The sequence below is a fragment of the Sulfurimonas sp. C5 genome, from assembly GCF_029872055.1.
GTDB lineage: Bacteria > Campylobacterota > Campylobacteria > Campylobacterales > Sulfurimonadaceae > Sulfurimonas.
Genome location: NZ_JARXNQ010000001.1, coordinates 1 through 19758, shown reverse-complemented (window position 1 = coordinate 19758; position 19758 = coordinate 1). Strand labels below are relative to the sequence as shown.

The window sequence follows — 19758 nt, the reverse complement described above, 5'->3', positions numbered from 1 at the left end:
TACAAAGGTGCAAAAGTTTTGCTAAATAAACATAATATTTCGATAATTACTTTTATAAAATTTATTTTACCGTTTGCTCTATTTTGGTCACTGGCTAATGTATTTTTCGGACAAATACTTGCCGCTTCTATTACACTCATTTATGTATTTATTTCTCTGTCTAGTCTTCTTTTATATAAACGTACACGTAATGAAACCCTTCTTGTTCGTATACAAATGGTTTTAATCTTACTTCTGCCATTTCTCATGATGTGGACACTTGGCGGTTTTGAGAATGGAAGCAACACTATGATTTGGGCTTTTTTGGCACCGATAATGGCTTTACTCTATACAAATAATAAAGAACCTTTTTACTGGCTAGTAGCATTTTTAGTACTTCTTAGTATTTCAGTTGCAATTGAACCTATTCTTACAAAACAAATGCTCCATTACTCATTGAAAGAGATTTTATTTTTAATCAATACTGCCGCTGTTCTTTCAGGAATCTATATCCTTTTAAAGTACTTTATCAGTCAAACCAAAGATGACGTCAACAACAACATCTCATTTTTACAAAGTTACAAAACTACGATAGATACAAATTTAATTGTGACAAAAACTGACTTTGACGGTAAAATCACTTTTGCCAATGAAAATTTTTACAAAATTTCTCAATATAATGCAAACGAGACTTTAGGTGCAAAACATAACCTAGTTCGCCATCCCGATACCGATCCAAAAGTTTATACTGAAATATGGGATACTATTTTAAATAAAAAAACATGGCACGGTCAATTAAAAAACAGAGCAAAAGATGGTTCAACTTACTGGGTTGAAACGGCTATCTCACCTATTTTGGATAAAGATAATAATATAGTTGAGTTTATTGCTATCCGTTATAACATTACAGAACTGATACAGAAACAAGAAACACTGACAAACCTTCTTTACACAGACACATTAACAGGTTTAAAAAACAGAAAAGCACTCTTTAAAGACAAAAGTAGCAATAAAAGATTCTCTTTGGTTCTGATCAATATTGACAACTTTAGTCAGATCAACAATCTATACGGAGAAACTTTCGGAGATAAAGTACTTTTAGAGTTTAGTAGCTTTTTACATAGCGCTGTGCAACAAAAAGAGACGTGTGAACTTTACAGGCTTGCGGGTGATGAATTTGTTATTTTATCTGAAGAAAGAGATCCTGAATTTCTACAACAAAACATAAAAGGGATCATTCAATATCTACACGATAACCCGATTAGCATCGATGATCAGGAAGTTATTCTTAGTATTTCAGTAGGTATCTCCTTAGAAGAGAATAATGCTCTTTTAGAGACATCAAGTATGGCTTTAAAATTTGCAAAAAGAAATTCAAAGCACATTGCTATATACTCGGAAGATATATCGTTAAACAAAGAGTATGAAAACAATCTCAAATGGGTAAAAGAGATTAAGTCAGCCATTAAACATGATAGAGTTGTTCTCTATTATCAAGCAATCAAAGACAATAAAAACGGCAATATTAATAAATACGAAACTTTAATGCGACTTTTAAATACAGAGGGAGAAGTTATATCGCCTGCAAACTTTTTAGATATTGCAAAAAAATCTAAACTCTATAAAGAGCTTACAAAAATTGTAATTACGAAAAGTTTTGAATATTTCAAAGATAAAGATTATAACTTTTCAGTCAATATTACTATTGAAGATATTCTCTCACCTGAAATTAACCAATTTATTATTGATTCTTTAGAAAAGTACCAAATTGGTCCTAAAGTCTCTTTTGAAATTGTGGAAAGTGAAAATATAGAAAAATTTGCCGTTATTGAAAAATTCATATCAACTGTAAAGTCGTATGGAGCAAAAATTTCAATTGACGACTTTGGTACAGGCTATTCAAATTTTGAGTATCTCATGAGACTGCAAGCTGACTATATTAAGATCGACGGCAGTATCATCAAAAACATAGTCCATGATAAAAAATCCGCCCTCATCACATCAATCATTGTAGCCTTTGCACAACAGATGCATATTAAAACAATAGGTGAATTTGTAGAGAATAAAGATATAGAACAAAAATTAAAAGAACTTGGTGTAGATAAATCACAAGGTTACTTTATCGAAAAACCTAAAGAAAAATTATAGAAATCTGAGTATAATAAGCAAAAAATTAAAAGTTATGCTTTATGCTTAGAAAAACTCTCAAAAAAACGACAAAAAATAAAAAATTAAATGACTTTATAAAAAAATACAAAATCCGCCCGGAATATCTATCGGGTAATAGAAAGATGATATCGCGTGGAGTTTTTTTAGGGCTCTTTATCGCCTTTATTCCAATGCCTATGCAGATGGCAGCAGTTCTTCTGTTTATCCCTTTCTTCCGTTTTAACGTTCCGATCGCATTAGCTATGTGCTGGCTGAGTAACCCTTTTACAATGCCACCGATGTACTATATGGAGTATTTAACGGGCTCTTATATACTAGGTATTGAACCGCAACCGGTAGAGTTAACACTCGATTGGTTTTCAAATAATTTAGGCAAAATATTTATACCTCTTTATTTCGGTACAGCTTTATACTCTATTTTTGGCTCTATTACCGGATATCTTTTAGTAAATCATTTTTGGAGAAGTTCTGTTCACAAAGAGAAAAAATCTCGAAAAAACAGATAAGTAAATCCTACAATCCATATAAACATTATAGAGATATGTTTTACTAAAAAAGAGATTTTACTCACTTTATGTCGAAAAAGAGTCATTGCAAGTGTAGCACCTAAAAAGCCACCTAACAATGAAAATGTATGAAGTTCACGTTCACTTATGCGAGTACCGTTCTTCATAGATCTATATTTATCAAAACCATAAACGAAAAAAGAACTGATGTTGATAAATATAAAACAGGCCAAAATGACCTCTGCAATCACCTTTTAATCCCTTTTACAATTAGATAAAGCCCTAATATAATAAACGGAATGCTTAATATTTGTCCTGTTGAGAACATCATATCTACTGCATATTCAGCTTGTCTCTCTTTAACAAACTCAACTAAGAAACGCACAATAAAAACTAAAGTTAAAAACAGACCAAATAAGAAACCATCTTGTAAGCGTTCTCTATACTTAGTATAAACAATGAAAAGAACTAGTGTGATTATTAAATAGGAAAAAGCCTCATAAAGTTGTGCAGGATGACGAGGAAGCTCATCTACTCTTGTAAAAATTATCGCCCACGATACATCTGTAACTTTGCCCAAAATCTCAGAATTCATAAAATTACCAAGGCGTACAAAGAAAGCAAACATAGCTGTAGCAATAGCAATTCTGTCTAAAAACCAAAGAAGGTTCAACGTATGTTTGCGTTTATATAAATATATACCTATTAATGCACCGAGCCCGCCGCCATGAGATGCAAGACCACCTTTCCAAACATATAATATTTCGATCGGATGTGCTAGATAATAAGAGGGTTCGTAGAATAGACAGTGTGCCAAACGTGCACCCACTACTACACCAAGAACGACATATAAAAAAATAGTATCAAGTTCCTGGAGATCTTTAGACTCTTTTTTATATATCCATTTCATAATCTCCAGACCAGAGATAATAGCTGTTGCAAAGAGTATCCCGTACCAGAACACCCTCATGCTTCCAAAAGAAAAAGCTACCGGATCAGCGTTCCAGACGAAATAGTCCATTATTTTCTTAGTGCCTCAGCAATAAGTTCTATCGGATTTTTAAAGACAGTTTTTTCATTCCCTGCATAACTCATAGAAGCATTGATCTGCATACGACATGCGCTACACTCTGCACTTACTACATCTGCTTCAGTTTTAGCAATCATTGCCGCTTTAGGAACACCTGCAGCTTTTGCAAAATGATGTTTTTCTGTCTGCATTGTGATTCCACCGAAACCACAACATGCATTTGGATCGCTCATCTCTACGATTTTATAGTTTTTCGAGATCAAGTTTCTTGGCTCTTGATAAACCCCTTGCATTTTTCTTGCATGACAAGGATCATGGTAAGTAACAATGCGAGTATTTTGTTTTTTAGATTCTAGAATTTTTTCTAGCTCCGTATGGTTTTGCAGCCACTCAGTTGCCATGTATACTTTAGACATAACTTTTTTCGCACGTTCTTTCCACTCAGGCTGGTCGTGAAAGAAATGTTCATAATCTATCTTTAACATCGCAGAACAAGTTGCTTCAGGAACTATAATCGCTTCAATATCATCACCGAATGATTCAAAATACTCGATATTAAACTTTGCATTGTAATCAACTGTGTCAAAATCTCCTGTAAAATATGCAGGAGCTCCACAACACTTTTGATCTTTTGCCAAGAAAGCATCAATACCTAAAGTATCTAAAATCTCTAAAAGAGAATCCCCTATTGATTTGAAGTTATAGTTTGCAAGACATCCTATAAATACGGCAACTTTACGTTTTCCACCATTATCAATCTCTTCAGGATATGAATTTAAAAACGATGTTTTTCTTAAACTCGGCAGCAGTCTGTCCGCTTTGAGCATTGGTAGAGAAAATCTTGGTTTCATAGAATCTATATCAGACTGAATTTTAAATCCACAAGTCTGGAACACCCATCCTAGTTTAAATGCAATATCATTTAACCATCTATGGCGAAGTAATAAGAAAAAGAGTTTTTTATACCAAGCTATACCGAATTTTTTTGCAATGTCAGCACGAGCTTGTTCAATCACCATATCAGTAGGTAATGATTTTGGACATACATCGACACAGTTTGTACATAAAAAGCAGCTTTCAAAAATATCTTTTGCTGTTTTATCCAGCTCTAGTTTTCCACGTTTGTAAGCTCCTAAAAGATCGATAAAACCACGAGGTGAAGTTACCTCATCAGCATTTACTTTATGAATTGTACATACTGGTATACACTTCCCGCACTTTACACAATCATCAGCAGTTTTATCGAAATTAAATATCTCTTCTAAATTTTTATTTGCACTCACTCTTTACACCGTTTTTGAAAATGTTTTTTTACTGCCTGCATGTTGATGCATATATGCATCAAAAGGCATTGCTATATTTCTGATCAGTAACGTTCCCGTTTGAGAACATGCAATTTTATCATCATTTATCGTTATAAGTTCTTCATTTGCAAAGGTTTGCAGTTCTTCTAAGGCATCTTTAAAGTACTCTTTAAAATTAATATTGAAGATTGACTCAAATCTTTTTATATCTAACTTGAAATTACTCATCAATTCCATGATCACATATTGACGGATTAAATCATCTTCACTCAGAACTACTCCACGTTCAAAAGGAAGTTTTCCTGCATCTATCGCTTCTTCATAAAGCTTCATATCTTTAAAGTTTTGCGCGTAATAATCTACACCTTCACCGATAGAAGTAAGCCCAACACCAATTAGATCTGCTCCCCCTTTAGTCGTATAACCTTGGAAGTTCCTATGCAGTTCCCCTTTCTCAATCGCTTGGAAAAGTTCGTCCTCAGGTTTTGCAAAGTGATCCATTCCGACCATTTTATACCCATGACTTGTAAGGTAATCGATTGTGTATTGCATAATCTGCAACTTTTCATCTGGTTCTGGAAGTGTTGTTTCATCAATCTTACGCATAGTCTTTTTCAACCATGGCACGTGTGCATAGTTAAATACTGCAAATCTGTCCGGATCAAGAGTTAAAGAAAGCTCCAACGTTTCTTTGAAAGTCTCAAGATTTTGATACGGTAGTCCGTAAATAAGGTCAACGTTAACTGATACCATGTTGTATTTACGTGCCAAATCCATCGCATTTTTTGTAATGTTATACGGCTGTACACGGTGTACTGCGACTTGTACTTTTTCGTTAAAATCTTGAATACCGAAACTTACACGGTTAAATCCCGCTTCACTCATTACACGCATCTGATCCTCATCAATATGACGTGGATCTATTTCGCATGAGATCTCAGCACCCTCTGCAAAATTTGGGAAATATGCTTTAATCTCATCAATAACCTCTTTTAGCTGTGGTGCTGAGAAAAACGTCGGTGTCCCTCCTCCAAAGTGCATCTGAATCACTTCACGGTGCATATTAAGGTGTTTTGAGAGGATTTTTAGTTCACGTTTAAGATAATCGATGTAACGCAGCATTTTGTCTTCTTTTGAAGTAAACACAACGTTACATCCACAAAAATAACATGCATTTTTACAAAAAGGAAGATGAAAATATAAACTTAAAGGACGAGAATCATCTTGACTTGCTAACTTGTTTAAATACTCTTCATAACCAAAACCGTCACTGAACTCCAATGCTGTTGGATATGACGTATATCTCGGTCCCGGTTTTGAGTATTTTATAAATTTTGCAAAGTCTAATGACATTTCATCCCCTCTGTTTTGTTTTAAGTATTCCGCGATTATCTCGAAAAAAGACTAATAAACCTATTAAATAGAACGCTACTCTTCTAAAAGCTTCTCAAACTCTTGCATCATCTGTTTCAATTCTTCGATCTCAAATATCTCAACTTTTTCACTTAAACTTTTTGCAAACTCATCCATAAAAGAAACATTAAATTCCTGCGCTTTAGTTTCAAGACGTTTTGCAAATTTTTCTATTAAAGAAAGGTCATTTGTAGTTTTTGCATCTTTAAATAATCTTATAATATCTTCAGGTAATTCGCCAATAAAACTTCTAATTTCCTGCTCATTTTGTACTGAAGAGAGCTCTGTTTTTTCCCTTTTTGAAGCTTCATTCGTATAATTCAAATATTTAGAAACTACTTGATATAAATCTTTTTTTGCTACAGGTTTTCTCAAATAATCATCAAAACGCTGCTCTTTTAATTTCTCTATATCACTTTGCATAATCGATGCAGTCAGCGCAATAACAGGAATATCAAATTCCTCTTTAATCATCCGTGTAGCACTGTATCCGTCTAGTTTAGGCATGCGTATATCCATAAAAATCAAGTCAATCTTATTTTCTTTTACCTTTTGCAATGCATCCTCACCATCCACTGCCTCAACTATATTCACCTTGCTACCTGAAAAACTCTCTTTAACCAGCAATCTGTTTTCTGCTACATCATCAGCAACTAATATCGTTGCTTCATCAAACTCCAAACTCTCTATATCAAAACTCGATTCATTATCAAGTCCTTCATCACGCATTGATGCTATCGGAATATTTTGAAGTCTCAATATAAAAGTCGAACCTTTGCCAAGTTTACTTTCGACCTCCAAACTTCCATCCATCAAAAGTGTAAGTTTTCTACATATTGAAAGTCCTAAACCGGTACCCCCATACTTTTTGACATCTTGGTTCTCTTGCTGTTCAAAAAGATGAAAAATTTTCTCCTGTGCCTCTTTTTTAATTCCCACTCCGCTGTCAATAACTCGAATTACTAAATCAACTTTACTTAAATGCCCCTCTACAGGTAAAACTTTCGTACATACTTTCACAAACCCTTCATCGGTAAACTTCATAGCGTTTCCAATAAGATTAATCAGTACCTGTTTTAAACGTATTCCATCTACAATGACTGCTTTTGGCATCTCTTTATCAAGTTCAAGCGCTAACGTAAGTCCTTTTTGTTCCGCTTGTAATCTGAAAAGTCCTACACTCTCTTGCAATACTTGATTCAGATCTGTTTTTTTCTTTATAATCTCCATTTTTCCAGATTCTATTTTTGAAAGATCTAAAATATCGTTAATCAATATCAATAAAGTTTGTCCCGATGATCGGATTGTCTTAATAAAAGATTTGAGTTTTTTATCCTCGATTCGTTCGTCTAAAAGTTCCGTAAACCCTAAAATGGAGTTCATCGGTGTTCTGATCTCGTGACTCATGTTTGATAAGAATATCGATTTTGCGGCACTTGCACTTTTTGCTTCATTCATCGCTTTGATCAACTGCTTGTTCATATCTTTTAACTTTTCTTCTGCTTCTCTTCTTTTTCCTATCTCTAAAGAGAGTTTTCTGTTCCAAAATAGAGAAGCCGCAATAAGAACTAAGAGAGTTCCTGCTATTTCAAAAATAGTTGTATAATCGATCTGTTGGTCATACTTTACATCTACCCATCGGTTATATATTTTGTTTTTCTCTTCAGGTGTAATAGAATCGATTGCCTTGTTAAAAATTTTTATCCCTAAAGGACTCCAGTCATTACGTAAAGCCATACTAAATTTTAGATGATATGGTGTAACCCCGGATATTTTCAAATTTGAAAAACCTTTTTTTTGTATATAGTTACTTGCTATTGGTAAAAGATCTATATATACATCTGCTTCACCATTTACGATAGTTTTAAATGCTTGTGAAAGATTATTCACTTCAATATAAGTGATCTGCGGATGCTCTTTTCTCAAAAGCTCATTAATTGCATACCCTTTAATCAATACAACTTTTTTATCGTTTAACTGCTGCATATCTGTCAGAAATTCACCGTCTTGATTTGCCACAAAAACTAAAGGCATATCGATATAGGGCTTTGTAAAGTTAACCACCTTTTCTCTTGAAGGTGTTTTAGCTACACATGTATATAAATCTGCTTTTCTTGAATTGATAGCCTCAACACTTTGTGACCACTCTTGAGTTGGCAGCAGTACAAAATTCAAACCTGTTTTTTGTGCAATCAAGTCCATATAACTGCTTGCAATTCCAGAATACTTTCCATTACTTTTTGAAAGAAACTCTACTGGTTCCCAATAATTATCAATCACATAATGAATAGTGTTGTGCTCTTTAATCCACGCTTGCTCTTTTTTTGTTAAACTGAGTAAACTTCCTCCTGTAAAATCAGCACTTTTACTCCATTTTGATCTAATCTCCTGCATCTCGCTTTCTTCTACATCAGCAACAGATTTTTGGATAATACCGTATAAAACAGTTTTATCTTTATCAATAGCGATACTTACAGAGGTACTGAACTCTTTGAGCTTCTCTACAACACGTAAATTATTTAGAAGATTTTTATTGATTATGTAGGTTCCAACAGCTAAATTTCCTATATAGGCATCTGCTTTGCCTAAGGAAACCCATTCAAGTGATTCTTCATTGGAAGATGATGGGATTATCTTAATTTGTGGGTATTTTTCTTGAAGCCATTCATGAATGTAAGAGGACGTATTGATAGAAACTGTTTTACCTTTAAGGTCTTCAATGGTATGGATATCTTTACCGATCTGGGTAATAACAACCATCGGTACAGTAAGATAAGGTGTTGAAAAATTAAAATACTTTTCTCTCTCTTTTGTTTTAACGGCACATACAAGTCCGCCATACTTTTTCTCTTTTGCATTTTGAAGTGTTTGTGCCCACACCTCAGATTTTATACGAAACTTTAAACCACTTTTCTTTTCAATAAGCCGAATAAAATCTTCCGATAAACCGCTATGCCTACCCTGTGAATCAACAAAATCAAAAGGGGGCCATCTGTAATCACTTCCCAATGTTACAACCGGGTGTTGTTTTATATACTCTTTTTCCTCATTTGTAAAAACTACATTTGCCTCTGCACTAACAATTAAGAGAACAAAAAGACAAAAAATTCGAAAGAACAGTTTCATTACTCTTCTTCAATAATTGCTCTAAAACTTTCTAAATTGTTCTCAAAAAGTTCAATCAAATATGGGTCAAACTGTTTCCCTTTGAGACCTGTGATGTATTTAACTACCTCTTCAAAACTCCAAGCATCTTTATAGACCCGTTTATGAGTTAAAGCATCTAAGACATCAGCTAGTGCGACAATCCTAGCATAAATATGAATCTCCTCACCTGCAAGACCTTGAGGATAACCCGTACCATCCCATTTTTCATGGTGCTGATAAGCAATAACATCACCTGCTTTGATCAACCTTCTTTTGGAATGTTGTAAGAACCTATGTGCATTTGTCGTATGTTCTTGCATAATCTTAAACTCTTCATCGGTATAACGGCCCGGCTTATTCAGTACTTCATGCGGGATGGTTACCTTTCCAATATCGTGGAGCGGTGATGCAAAATAAACATCATGAATCTCTTCTTCACTGAGTGATCCGTGAAGTGTTGCTAATAGTTTTGAAGCATCAGCAACTCTTTTTATGTGTTTGCCTGTTTCATCAGAAGTTGATTCCATTAACTCTGTTAAAAGATAGATAATCTCTTTTTGTGTTTGTTCCAGTTCACTTAAATATCTTTTTTCACGTTCAACAATCTTGACATTTAAATCAAGGTTGTTCTGTTTTAAAACCTCTTTTGCATGGTAAAGCTCTAAATGAGTCGTCACCCTTGCTATAAGTTCTTCGGAATGAAAAGGTTTTGTAATATAATCTACAGCACCAAGCTTTAGTCCTTCAGTGATAGAGTCAACATCAGCTTTTGCAGTGAGAAAAATAACGGGGATATCTTGTGTTCGAGGATCAGCCTTCAGGTGTTTACATACTTCATAACCATTCATTTCAGGCATCATAATATCTAATAGGATAAGATCAAACTTTTTAGTTGTTACAACCTCTAAAGCTTCCTTACCGTTGAGGGCAAAAGAGAAATTATAATTATTCTCTTTAAGGATATTCATCGCAACTTTAATATTATCGCTTATATCATCTACAATTAAAACATTATAAACTAACTCCATAGTCATCACCTTTCATTGCCATAGATTATAGCAAAAAAACACATAAACGATATATGAAGTAAAACTATTGTTTCATCTCACCTGCTAAACGTTGATACACTTCTGAACTTTTTAGTAGTTCTTGATGAGTTCCACTGTCTACTATTTTCCCTTTTTGCATCACTAAAATTTTATCTGCATGCTCAATCGTAGAGAGTCTGTGAGCAATTGTGATAGTAATTTTATCTTTCGTATAACTATCGAGTGCAGCTTGGATTCTCTTTTCAGTTTCATTATCAAGAGCCGATGTTGCTTCATCAAATAAAATAAGTGAAGAGTGTTTATATATTGCACGGGCTATTGCTATACGCTGACGTTGTCCGCCTGAAAGATTTGTTCCCGCTTCACTCATCATAGTATGAATTCCCTCTTCAAGCTCATTTACAAACGTCAATGCATCGGCAAGTTTTAAAGCTTCAAAAACTTTTTCTTCGTCAATATTTTCTTCCCCGTATGCAACATTTGCTGCAAGCGTATCTTGAAAAATGTAAATTCTCTGTGTTACAAAAGAGATATGGTGCTTGAGAGAGTTAAGATCATAATTTTTCACATCTTCACCGTTAATTTTTACAACCCCATTATCTGGATCATAAAAACGAAGTAGCATTGAGATAAATGTAGATTTTCCACCTCCACTGTCTCCAACAAGTGCAATATTTTCACCCTCTTTGATCGTAATATTTACATTATCAAGCGCATATGAACCTTCATAGCGTAATGAAACATTCTCAAATTCAATCTTATTAATATCTTCTTCTAATTTTTTTGTACCATTTATAACGTTTGGTTCTTCGTCTAACACTTCAAACACACGCTCACTTGCTGCAAGAGCATCTTGAATTTTGGAATATGTTCCACCAAGTTTACGAATCGGCTCAAATACAAGTATAATTGCCGTTATAAAAGCAGTAAACTCTCCTACAGTCATATTGCCATCGTACACTTCGCGTCCACCAACATAAATTACAGTTGCCAATCCACAAACCCCAACTATTTCCAGAATTGGAGAAACAATTGCACTGACATAAACTGCTTTCATATTAATTTTAAAGAACTGCCAGTTTTGCTCGGCAAAACGACTCACTTCAAATTTTTCAGTAGCATTAGCCTTAATCACTTCAGAGTTGTTAAACACTTCCGTTAAACGAGAAACAACATCGGCATTTTTAGCCTGTGACCTGTGAGAATATTTTTTTAATTTCTTTGCAATAGACATAATAGGTAAAATAACAACAGGTACGACAACAAGCGAATAAAACGCTAAGACAGGATTTAGCCAAATTACATAACCTATCAAAGCGATGACAGCTAAAAGGTCACGAAACATATCCGGCAGCATATTTGACACAAAAAATTGGAGACGAGCAATATCGTTTGTCACCCTAGAGATCAGCTCACCACTTCTGTTTTGATATAAATAAGCCATATCCATAGAGATCATTTTTTCAAGTAGTATCTCACGAAAACGTGTAATAATACTTTGACCGATATATTCCATAAAAATTGTTTGTAAATATTTTCCAATAGCTTTAGTTAGATAAATACCTATAAGCCCAAGAGGAATAAGATAAAGCATCTCCTCTTTTTTTTCAATAAACATATCATCCATCAAAGGTTTCATAATATGTGCATTTCCTGCCGTAGCTGCAACAATTAACAAGCCTGCGAATACGACCATAATATAATGAAATTTATACTCTTTAATATAAGGCCAAAATCTTTTAATAATCTCTTTCAAATAATCTCTCCATTAAATTTCAATAACATTCTACACTACCACAACTTCTGATACAATAAATTATGCTACAATTTCACGATCAGGAGAGCAAACAAACAATGAAAATACCGCTGCATTTAAAAATCAGAAGAAATTTTAATTCTCTATTTAATTCTTTATTAGCAAAAATTTTTCCGCCAAAAGCGCAAACAGAATTGTTAGATATCAAGAACATAAAAACTATCGCACTAATTCGACCTAACTATCGTATAGGAAATATTATTTTTTTAACACCACTTATCAATGAGATACATGAACAGAATCCAGATATAAAGATTGATCTTTTTATAGGCAGTCAAAGTGTTGGAAAAGTAGTGCAACCAATGCCAAATGTTGATCAAATTATTGATATTTCAAGAAAACTACTTATTAATCCCATCAAACTTTTTCATTTTATAAAAAATGCTCGAGCGAAAAAATATGATCTTTGCATCAACATTTCTTCTCGTTCTTTAAGTTCTCAGATAGTTACTTTATTTATAAATTCAAAATACACGCTTAGTTTTGAAGATGAAAAAAGCTGGGTACCTATCACACATAAAGTACCACATAGATGGCTATTTTCTCACGCGAGTCTGCAACCTTTAGAGATATTGGATGGTTTTGGTATCTCTAATTATAAGCACCCTCTTGAACTAGATATTAAATTAACTCAAGAAGAAATTAAAACGGGTGAACAAACCTTACAGACACTACTGCAAAACAACAATGTAACAGATACTCAAAAAATTATAGCTATTTTTAGAAATGCACGATTTGACAAAAAAATAGAAGATATATGGTGGGAACATTTAATCGCTCAGATGAAACAACTTAAAAGCAACATCACTGTTATTGATATTTTATCTCCGGACATTCCTACAAAGCTCAATGATGACGTAATTGAATATTCCAATAAAAACTTAAGAGAGTTAGGTGCATTTTTCCGAGCGTGTAATGCGTATATCAGTGCTGATACAGGTCCTTTGCATCTAGCCGCTGCTTCTCAAGCGACTTCTATAGGTTTATTTAATCATACAATTATTGCCGCATATGGAACATTGGGTGAACATAATTTAAATATCGATATAAATGACTTCTCACTAGAAGAGATTGCACAACAAATAATTAAACATATTTACCCGGAGTCTTAATTTATGAAAGTTATAGTAATCAGATGCGGGGCACTAGGTGATTTAGTGTATGCAACGAGCGTTATAGATGCATTAAAACGAGAATATGGTGAAGATACTACAATAGATTTTGTATGTACCCCAGGTAGTGCAAAACTATTTCAAAACGATCCAAGAATCAATAAAATTTTTAATTTAAAACATAAAAAGATTCCTCTCTTCTTTAGTAAAGAGAAAAGGGAGATTGTTAAATATTCAAAACAACATCCTTATGATATCTTAATCAACTTTGAACATGGCAAACAGTTTAAAGACTTAACAACAGCCATTCATGCAAAAAAGAAATTTGGCAGTTTTTTTGATTTTCATGGCATACCTGACAATATCATTCATATGGTAGATATTATCAAGCATGTATATAGAAATGTTGTTTCCAAGAAAGTTCTTGATTCAAGTTATCCAAAAATTATTGGAACAAGATCAGATGATGCAATAAAAAAATATGCTTTTCAAGAAAAATATATAATTATCAGTCCTAGTAATTCTCATCAAAAAAAACAACGATTAAATTACCGTGCATGGGAGAATAGTAAATGGACTAAATTAATTAGTCTTCTTAGCAAACATATTCAAGTTGTTGTCATTGGGAATAAAGGAGAAGAAGCTTTCTTTCAAGAACTTCACCCCTACCCTGAAAATGTTGTTGATCTGGTAGGAAAAACACCTTTATCCGATTTAATTGGGGTGATAGAAGGTGCTTCTGCTTTAGTTGCTACAGACACAGGAACCGCACATATCGCTTCAGCTACGAATACTGAGGTTTTTGCACTTATTGGACCTACACCTGCTGAACAGACAGGTCCATATAAAACACCTTTTAATAAAGTACATATTTTAAGTGTTAATTTAGAGTGTTCACCTTGCTATAAAACTGAAAGAATGAAACAATGTCGTGATAATATTTGTATGAAACAGATCTCGACAGAGATGGTTTACAACAGTATAAAATCAGCAAAGTTGTGGTAAAATCCAAATAATTTTAATTATAAGGTAATTGAATTCATTGCTAAGTGATATAAAAACAACTATAATTATTTCTGTTTACAAAAACGTCAAAGCATTAGAATTAGTTCTAGACTCTATCTTGAATCAATCTATAAAAATTGATGAAATTATCGTGTCAGAAGACGGTAATTCTGATGAGATGAGAGTTTTTATCGACTCTCTTAATATTCCAAATTTAATTCACTTAACTCAAGAAGATTTAGGATGGAGAAAGAATATTGCACTTAATAGGTCAATAAAAAAAGCGTCTAATGAATATCTTATTTTCATTGATGGAGATGTAGTACTTCACGAAAAATTTGTTGAAGGTCATCTGAGCTGTGCAAAACCAGGTCGCGTATGTGCAGGAAAACGCGTTGAACTTGGACAAGGGTATACACAAAAACTTTACGATAAAGAATTGTCTATTAAAGAACTTTCAAATAGTTTTTTAAGACGTGTTATTTCACTCCACAAAGACAATGTAAGACATTACGAAGACGGCATATACGTAAAACCTACCAGCTTTATTTTTAAACACTTTATTGCAAAAAAGAATATAAACTATCTTATCGGATGTAATTTTTCTTGCTTTAAAAAAGACATTGTTGCTATTAACGGTTTTGATGAAGACTATAAACTTCCAGCTATCGGTGAAGATGTAGATATCAATTGGCGTTTTCGTGCTAGTGGGACAGAGGTTGTTTCATGTAGAAATATTGCAAATGTCTACCACCTTTGGCATAAAAAAGGTTTTGGCAATAATGAAGGTGAAATCAATAATAAAATTTTAAAAAAGAATCTTGATGCAAATCGTTATGTGTGCATTAATGGACTTGAAAAACTAAATGAAGGAGCAGTAAAATGAAAGGTATTATTTTAGCAGGAGGTAGTGGAACGAGACTTTACCCTATTACTAAAGGTGTTTCTAAACAACTTGTACCACTTTATGATAAACCTATGATTTACTATCCGCTATCAGTGTTAATGCTTGCCGGAATTAAAGAAATTCTTATTATTACGACTCCTGAAGACCAACAAAGTTTTAAAAACCTTTTAGGTGATGGTACTCATATAGGAATGAGATTTGAGTATATTGTTCAACCATCTCCTGATGGACTTGCACAAGCATTTTTACTGGGAGAAGAGTTTTTAGACGGTGACGATGCTTGTTTAGTCCTCGGTGATAATATATTTTACGGTCATGGACTTACACAACTTCTTGCACAAAGTGTTAAAAATGTACAAGATGAAAGTAAAGCAACAGTGTTTGGATACTATGTAAACGATCCTGAACGTTACGGTGTTGCAGAATTTGATGAAAACGGTAATGTTATCAGCATAGAAGAAAAGCCTGAAGAGCCTAAAAGTAATTATGCTGTAGTAGGTCTATACTTTTATCCGAATGATGTTGTGAAAAAAGCCAAAGAGGTAAAACCATCAGATCGCGGGGAGCTTGAGATCACTACATTGAATGAAATGTATTTAAAAGAAGAAAGATTAAAAGTCGAATTGATGGGACGCGGATATGCATGGCTAGACACAGGTACTCATGAATCACTTTTAGAAGCAAGTAGTTTTATTCAAACTATTGAAAATAGACAATCTTTAAAAGTAGCATGTATCGAAGAGATAGCTTATGAAATGGGATATATTTCAAAAGAGCAGCTTCTAGAATTAGCAGAACCTCTAAAGAAAAACCAATATGGTCAATACTTAATTAAACGTGCTAATCAACCGAGAAGGATTGGTAAGTAATGAACTTTATAAGAACAGAAATTCCTGATGTAATTATTTGTGAACCGGTTGTTCATGGTGATGCAAGAGGTTATTTTGTAGAGACTTTTAGAGAAGACAAACTTTCAGAGTTTTTAGGATATAAAATCAACTTTTGCCAAGACAATGAATCAAAAAGCTCATATGGAGTTTTAAGAGGTTTACATTACCAACTTCCTCCACATGCACAAACAAAACTGGTTCGTGTAATTCAAGGAAAAGTTTTAGATGTAGCTGTAGATATCCGTAAAGGAAGTCCTACATTTGGTCAGCATGTTGCTGTTGAATTAAGTGCTGAAAACAAACGCCAGCTTCTAGTACCTCGTGGATTTGCCCATGGCTTTGTAGTACTTGAAAATGACACTGTTTTTGCGTATAAAGTTGATAGTTACTATTCACCTGAGTGTGACCGCGGAATTGCTTTTGATGATCCATCAATAGGTATAGATTGGATAGTTGAACATGAAAAACTAAATCTCTCTGCAAAAGACAAAACACAACCAAAACTAAACGAAACAGATGATCTCTTTGAATATGGAGTCAACTATTATGCCTAATATCTTGGTTACTGGTTCAAATGGACAAGTAGGTTCGGAAATTAAAGAACTTTCAAATAATTATCCAGCGAACTATTTCTTTACAGATAAAGAATCTTTAGATATTACAGACAAAAATATCCTATCTAATTATATTCAAGAGCATAATATAGACACAATTATCAACTGTGCAGCATACACGGCAGTTGATAAAGCTGAATCTGATGAAGTAAGTGCAGACTTGGTAAATCATATAGCTGTTCAAAATATGGCAGAGATAGCAAAAGAGAAAAATATCAAGCTCGTACATATTAGTACCGATTATATATTTGACGGAGAGAACTACAAACCGTATACAGAAGATGATAATGTAGCTCCAAACGGTATATATGGAAAAACAAAACTTGGTGGAGAAAAAGCATTACAAGAGATAAATCCTAAAAACTCTATAATTATCAGGACATCATGGGTATATAGCTCATATGGAGCAAACTTTGTAAAAACAATGCTTCGCTTAGGGAAGGAAAAAGAACAACTTGGTGTTATTTTTGATCAGGTAGGGACTCCTACATATGCAAAAGATTTAGCACAAGCAATTTTAGAGATATTACCAAAGATTGAAAATAGTAACGTCGACATATACCACTACTCAAATGAAGGTGTGCTTTCTTGGTATGACTTTGCTAAAGAAATTATGCGTATGGCAAAGCTTGATTGTACAATCAATCCGATTGAGACAAAAGAGTACCCAACACCGGCAAAAAGACCGCATTACTCTTTACTAAACAAATCAAAAATCAAACAAACTTTCAGTATTGCGATACCATACTGGAAAGATTCACTCGATGAGTGTTTAAGAAAAATGGGAGAAAGAAAATAATGAAATCAATTTTATTAACAGGAACAGCAGGCTTTATTGGCTCAAACTTTGTACCATATTTTTTAGAAAAATATCCGGAATACAAGCTAGTTAATTTAGACCTGTTAACTTATGCAGGAAACTTAGATAATCTAAAAGAGTGTGAAGGCAATCCTAGATATAAATTTATCAAAGGAGATATTTGTAATCGTGAATTAGTAGAGTTTATCTTTAATGAATACGATATTCAAGGGGTAATTCACTTTGCAGCAGAATCTCATGTTGACAACTCTATTAAAAATCCTGGTGTCTTTATAGAGACAAATGTTAACGGTACTTTTACTTTAATAGACGTAGCATACAAATATTGGATGGAAAAACCGTTTACATATAAAGAAAAGTACAATAAATGCAGATTCCACCATATTTCTACTGATGAAGTATATGGTACACTCAGTGATGATCCAAAAGATCTATTTACAGAAGAGACTCCATATGCTCCAAATTCACCATATAGTGCAAGTAAAGCTAGTTCTGATATGGTTGTACGTTCATATCAAGAAACTTACGGACTTAACACTGTTATTACAAACTGTTCAAATAACTATGGTCCTAAGCAACATGATGAAAAGTTGATTCCAACAATCATCCGTAAAGCACTTGCGAATGAACCAATTCCAATCTATGGTGACGGTAAAAATATTCGTGATTGGTTATATGTACTAGACCACTGTAAAGGGATCGACCTAGTGTACCATACAGGTTTAGAAGCCAATGTATATAATATTGGTGGAAGAAATGAAAGAACAAACTTACAGATAGTAGATCGTATTTGTACAATATTAGATGAAAAAGTACCACAAGATAGTAAAAGTTATAAAGAGTTAATTACTTTCGTAGAAGATAGAGCAGGACATGACCGCCGTTATGCAATAGATGCTACAAAACTGGAAAATACTCTTGGTTGGAAAGCTGATGAAAACTTTGATACTGGTATTGTGAAAACTATAGATTGGTACTTGGAAAAATATGGAAAGAACTAAAGTTGCTGCATGTGTTGTTTTATTCAACCCTGAAGATGATATTTTTGAAAATATTTCTTCATACGTTGCACATGTAGGTTCATTAATTATAGTTGACAATTCTACAGTGCACAACCAAACACTTATACAAAAAATATTGGATACTTTTCAAAATATAGAATATATCAATAATCATGACAATCTAGGTATAGCGACAGCTCTAAACATTGGATGTAATAAAGCTTTAGAAGATGGTTATGATTGGATCTTAACAATGGATCAAGATAGCAGATTTATTAATTTTTCTCATTACTTGTCATGTCTAGAAAATTTAAAAAACACTGATGAGATAGCGATCTTAAGTGCAAACACTAATTATAATGAAGAGATGGAAATTCCAAATGAAGCTATATGCAGTTATGAAGAAAAATTCTCTGCTATTACATCAGCTAACCTATTGAATTTAAAACTATTTGAAAAAATTGGAAAATTTGAAGACAAACTCTTTATTGATCTTGTTGATTATGACTATTGTATAAAAGCACAAATACATAATTTCAAAGTTCTATATTTTCCAAATATCTTTGTCAAGCATGCATTAGGAACAGTATTTTTAAGAAAAAATCTATTTACTAAAAAAACTAGAGCAAAAAGAGAACACAATCCTCAAAGAACTTATTACTTTGCTAGGAATTATTTATATCTTTCAAGTAAATACGGCAAGTATTTTCCAAAAGAATTAAATATGTTAAAAATTCTCAACATCCTGTTTATTCATGAAGTAACAAAGATCCTTTTATATGAAGATCAAAAAGGCGCAAAATTACGTGCTAAGTTTATTGGATTACTTCATTTTTTTACAAACAAATTTGGTAAATATATCGTTTAGGATAATAGATGCTATTTAACAGCTACGAGTACATATTTTTCTTTCTACCGATAACATTTTTCATCTATTTCTTTTTACTCAATAGAAGGTTAGTAACAGGTGCGAAAGGTTTCTTAGTATTTGCGTCA

At 33.3% G+C, this 19758-nt stretch carries 17 protein-coding genes; 10 read left to right on the top strand and 7 right to left on the bottom strand.

What is annotated here, in order from left to right:
- The first annotated feature begins 18 nt into the window (after positions 1-18).
- Positions 19-2127: an EAL domain-containing protein gene (locus P6N22_RS00085; RefSeq protein WP_280328994.1), complete on the top strand. Its 2109-nt coding sequence runs from the start codon at positions 19-21 to the stop codon at positions 2125-2127.
- Between the two features lie 41 nt (positions 2128-2168).
- On the top strand, positions 2169-2654 hold the full coding sequence (locus tag P6N22_RS00080; protein WP_280328992.1) for a DUF2062 domain-containing protein: 486 nt from the start codon (positions 2169-2171) through the stop codon (positions 2652-2654).
- Here the strand turns inward: P6N22_RS00080 and P6N22_RS00075 are convergent.
- The 7 genes from P6N22_RS00075 to P6N22_RS00045 form a co-directional block, all read right to left on the bottom strand.
- Positions 2621-2905, bottom strand: coding sequence for a DUF1294 domain-containing protein (locus P6N22_RS00075; RefSeq protein ID WP_280328991.1), 285 nt, complete (start codon positions 2903-2905; stop codon positions 2621-2623). The genes P6N22_RS00080 and P6N22_RS00075 overlap by 34 nt on opposite strands.
- Positions 2902-3675: a prolipoprotein diacylglyceryl transferase gene (gene lgt / locus P6N22_RS00070; protein WP_280328989.1), complete on the bottom strand. Its 774-nt coding sequence runs from the start codon at positions 3673-3675 to the stop codon at positions 2902-2904. Before lgt ends, P6N22_RS00075 begins: the two co-directional genes overlap by 4 nt.
- Positions 3675-4967, bottom strand: coding sequence for a (Fe-S)-binding protein (locus P6N22_RS00065; protein WP_280328987.1), 1293 nt, complete (start codon positions 4965-4967; stop codon positions 3675-3677). The genes lgt and P6N22_RS00065 overlap by 1 nt, the downstream gene beginning before the upstream one ends.
- Positions 4968-4970: 3 nt before the next feature.
- Complete coding sequence (gene hemN / locus P6N22_RS00060) at positions 4971-6341, bottom strand: oxygen-independent coproporphyrinogen III oxidase (protein WP_280328985.1); 1371 nt, start codon at positions 6339-6341, stop codon at positions 4971-4973.
- Between the two features lie 75 nt (positions 6342-6416).
- Positions 6417-9527: a transporter substrate-binding domain-containing protein gene (locus P6N22_RS00055; protein WP_280328984.1), complete on the bottom strand. Its 3111-nt coding sequence runs from the start codon at positions 9525-9527 to the stop codon at positions 6417-6419.
- Complete coding sequence (locus P6N22_RS00050; protein WP_280328982.1) at positions 9527-10576, bottom strand: HD domain-containing phosphohydrolase; 1050 nt, start codon at positions 10574-10576, stop codon at positions 9527-9529. Before P6N22_RS00050 ends, P6N22_RS00055 begins: the two co-directional genes overlap by 1 nt.
- 64 nt (positions 10577-10640) lie before the next feature.
- Positions 10641-12353: an ABC transporter transmembrane domain-containing protein gene (locus P6N22_RS00045; protein ID WP_280328980.1), complete on the bottom strand. Its 1713-nt coding sequence runs from the start codon at positions 12351-12353 to the stop codon at positions 10641-10643.
- A gap of 62 nt (positions 12354-12415) precedes the next feature.
- Here P6N22_RS00045 and P6N22_RS00040 point away from each other — a divergent pair, with 62 nt between their 5' ends.
- The 8 genes from P6N22_RS00040 to P6N22_RS00005 are packed head-to-tail and all read left to right on the top strand — an operon-like array spanning position 12416 to position 19630.
- Entirely contained in the window at positions 12416-13525 is a 1110-nt protein-coding gene (locus P6N22_RS00040) for a glycosyltransferase family 9 protein (RefSeq protein WP_280328978.1), read from the top strand.
- A gap of 3 nt (positions 13526-13528) precedes the next feature.
- Entirely contained in the window at positions 13529-14530 is a 1002-nt protein-coding gene (locus tag P6N22_RS00035; RefSeq protein ID WP_280328976.1) for a glycosyltransferase family 9 protein, read from the top strand.
- 37 nt (positions 14531-14567) lie between these two features.
- The gene (locus P6N22_RS00030) at positions 14568-15416 is read left to right on the top strand and encodes a glycosyltransferase (protein ID WP_280328975.1); all 849 of its coding nucleotides are present in this window, start codon (positions 14568-14570) and stop codon (positions 15414-15416) included.
- Entirely contained in the window at positions 15413-16306 is an 894-nt protein-coding gene (gene rfbA / locus P6N22_RS00025; RefSeq protein ID WP_280328973.1) for a glucose-1-phosphate thymidylyltransferase RfbA, read from the top strand. The genes P6N22_RS00030 and rfbA overlap by 4 nt, the downstream gene beginning before the upstream one ends.
- Positions 16306-16881: a dTDP-4-dehydrorhamnose 3,5-epimerase gene (rfbC, locus tag P6N22_RS00020; RefSeq protein ID WP_280328972.1), complete on the top strand. Its 576-nt coding sequence runs from the start codon at positions 16306-16308 to the stop codon at positions 16879-16881. Before rfbA ends, rfbC begins: the two co-directional genes overlap by 1 nt.
- Positions 16874-17740: a dTDP-4-dehydrorhamnose reductase gene (gene rfbD, locus P6N22_RS00015; RefSeq protein WP_280330452.1), complete on the top strand. Its 867-nt coding sequence runs from the start codon at positions 16874-16876 to the stop codon at positions 17738-17740. The genes rfbC and rfbD overlap by 8 nt, the downstream gene beginning before the upstream one ends.
- A complete protein-coding gene (gene rfbB, locus P6N22_RS00010; protein WP_280328969.1) occupies positions 17740-18762 on the top strand; it encodes a dTDP-glucose 4,6-dehydratase in 1023 nt (340 codons plus the stop codon). The genes rfbD and rfbB overlap by 1 nt, the downstream gene beginning before the upstream one ends.
- Positions 18749-19630, top strand: coding sequence for a glycosyltransferase (locus P6N22_RS00005; protein WP_280328967.1), 882 nt, complete (start codon positions 18749-18751; stop codon positions 19628-19630). Before rfbB ends, P6N22_RS00005 begins: the two co-directional genes overlap by 14 nt.
- Positions 19631-19758 lie beyond the last annotated feature (128 nt).